Below are 2595 nucleotides of genomic sequence, written 5' to 3'. Positions count from 1 at the left end.
AAAGCCAAGCCCGCAGCGGCAGCGCCGAAACCGGCAGCCAAGCCGAGCGCAGTGCCGGCGGCGAAGAAGCCTGCTGCGAAGAAGCCCAAGGCCCCCTGACCCAAAGATCCTCCTGCAGGTGCGCCCGCACCGCAGGAGGCTATCCAACTACCGATATCTACCCGGCATCACGCCGGAATGGCCCCGTTCGGCCCGGAAAAACCCTTTTGCAGGAGCATCTCAATGAGCAAACCCAACAAGCCCAACTCGACGCCGGAAAACGAGCCGTCGCGGATTCGTGAAGGTTTGCCCTTCCCTCTCGGCGCGACCTGGGACGGTCTGGGGGTCAACTTTGCGCTGTTCTCGGCCAACGCCACCAAAGTCGAACTGTGCATCTTCGACGACAGCGGCGAAGTCGAGCTGGAGCGCATCGAACTGCCGGAATACACCGACGAAACCTTCCACGGCTACCTGCCCGACGCCCACCCCGGGCTGATCTACGGCTACCGCGTGTACGGTCCCTATGACCCGGCCAACGGTCATCGCTTCAACCACAACAAATTGCTGATCGACCCCTACGCCAAACAGCTGGTGGGCGAGCTCAAATGGTCCGAGGCGCTGTTTGGCTACACCATCGGCCATCCGGACGCCGACCTCAGTTTCGACGAACGCGACAGCGCGCCCTTCGTGCCCAAGTGCAAAGTCATCGACCCGGCCCACACCTGGGGCAACGACCAGCCAGTGCGCACGCCGTGGGATCGCACGATCATTTATGAAACCCACCTGCGCGGCATCACCATGCGCCACCCTTCGGTGCCTGAGGAAGTGCGCGGCACCTGCGCCGGGCTGATGGTCGACGATGTGCTCAAGCACATTCGCCAGTTGGGTGTCTCATCGGTCGAGTTGCTGCCGGTGCACGCCTTCGTCAACGACCAGCACCTGCTGCAAAAAGGCATGACCAACTACTGGGGCTACAACAGCATCGCCTTCTTCGCCCCGGACCCGCGCTACCTGGCCAGCGGCAAGATCGCCGAGTTCAAGGAAATGGTCGCGCACCTGCACGAAGCCAAGCTGGAAGTGATCCTGGACGTGGTCTACAACCACACCGCCGAAGGCAACGAGCAAGGCCCGACGCTGTCCATGCGCGGCATCGACAACGCCTCGTACTACCGCCTGATGCCCGATGACAAGCGCTTCTACATCAACGATTCCGGCACCGGCAACACCCTCGACCTGAGCCACCCGTGCGTGCTGCAAATGGTCACCGACTCGTTGCGCTACTGGGCGACCGAGATGCATGTCGACGGTTTCCGCTTTGACCTGGCGACCATCCTTGGCCGCTACCGCGACGGTTTCGACGAGCGCCACAGCTTCCTCGTGGCCTGCCGCCAGGACCCGGTGCTGCGCCAGGTGAAAATGATTGCCGAGCCTTGGGACTGTGGACCCGGCGGCTATCAGGTCGGCGGTTTCCCGCCGGGCTGGGTGGAATGGAACGACCGTTTCCGCGACACCGTGCGCTCGTTCTGGAAAGGTGATGACGGCCAACTGGCCGACTTCGCCGGACGCATGACTGCCTCGGGCGAGATGTTCAACCAGCGCGGCCGCCGGCCGTACAGCTCGGTGAACTTCATCACCGCCCACGACGGTTTCACCCTGCACGACCTGGTGTCCTACAACGACAAACACAACGAAGCCAACGACGAGAACAACCAGGACGGCAGCAACAACAACCTGTCGTGGAACCACGGTGTCGAAGGCCCTACCGACGACCCGGAAATCAACGCGCTGCGCCTGCGCCAGATGCGCAATTTCTTCGCCACCCTGCTGCTGGCCCAGGGCACGCCAATGCTGGTAGCCGGTGACGAGTTCGCCCGGACCCAGCACGGCAACAACAACGCCTACTGCCAGGACAGCGAGATCGGCTGGATCAATTGGGAACTGGATGAAGACGGCAAGGCCCTGCTCAAGTTCGTCAAGCGCCTGATCAAGTTGCGCCTGGCGTACCCGATCCTGCGTCGCGGGCGCTTCCTGGTGGGCGACTACAACGAAGATATCGGGGTCAAGGACGTCACCTGGCTCGCGCCGAGCGGCGATGAAATGACCATCGAGCAATGGCAGGACAGCCATGGCCGTTGCCTGGGCATGCTGATGGATGGCCGCGCCCAGGAAACCGGGATTCGCCGCCCGGGGGCCGATGCCACATTGTTGCTGGTGGTCAATGCCCACCACGACATGGTCAATTTCCGCCTGCCACCGGTGCCGGATGGCGGCTTCTGGACCTGCATGCTCGACACCAACCAGCCGGCAGTGCGTGGCCAGGAACGCTTCGATTTCGATCACGAATATGCGGTCACCGGGCGTTCGCTGCTGCTGTTTGAACTGCAGCATGAGGACGAGGTGTGACATGGCCTTGCATGAGTTTCTTCGCGGCTACCGGGATTACCCGGACACCCAGGCCCTCGGCGCTGCGCTGAGGGCTTTGGTGGAGGAAGGCCTGGATCAGTTGCCCTTGCCGGGCAGCGGGCAAACGTTGGAACGCTTCAGCCGGCTGGCGCAAGTCGCCGGCCATGACCTGCGGTTGTGCAAGTTGTTCGAGGGCCACACTGACGCCCTGGC

The 2595-nt window shown here is 62.9% G+C and carries 1 protein-coding gene and 1 pseudogene; both read left to right on the top strand.

Going from position 1 to position 2595, the window contains the following annotated elements:
• Nucleotides 1-222 precede the first annotated feature (222 nt).
• Nucleotides 223-2382: a glycogen debranching protein GlgX gene (gene glgX / locus HX846_RS23580; protein WP_003207536.1), complete on the top strand. Its 2160-nt coding sequence runs from the start codon at nt 223-225 to the stop codon at nt 2380-2382.
• Between the two features lies 1 nt (nt 2383).
• Nucleotides 2384-2595, top strand: a pseudogene (locus HX846_RS23575) (acyl-CoA dehydrogenase); the annotation flags it as partial.

Source organism: Pseudomonas sp. K5002 (genome assembly GCF_013386655.1).
GTDB lineage: Bacteria > Pseudomonadota > Gammaproteobacteria > Pseudomonadales > Pseudomonadaceae > Aquipseudomonas.
This window is presented reverse-complemented; position numbering and strand designations above follow the sequence as displayed.

Coding starts and splice junctions, on each gene's coding strand:
- glgX (WP_003207536.1), top strand. CDS start 223: ATGAGCAAACCCAACAAGCCCAACTCGACGCCGGAAAACGAGCCGTCG.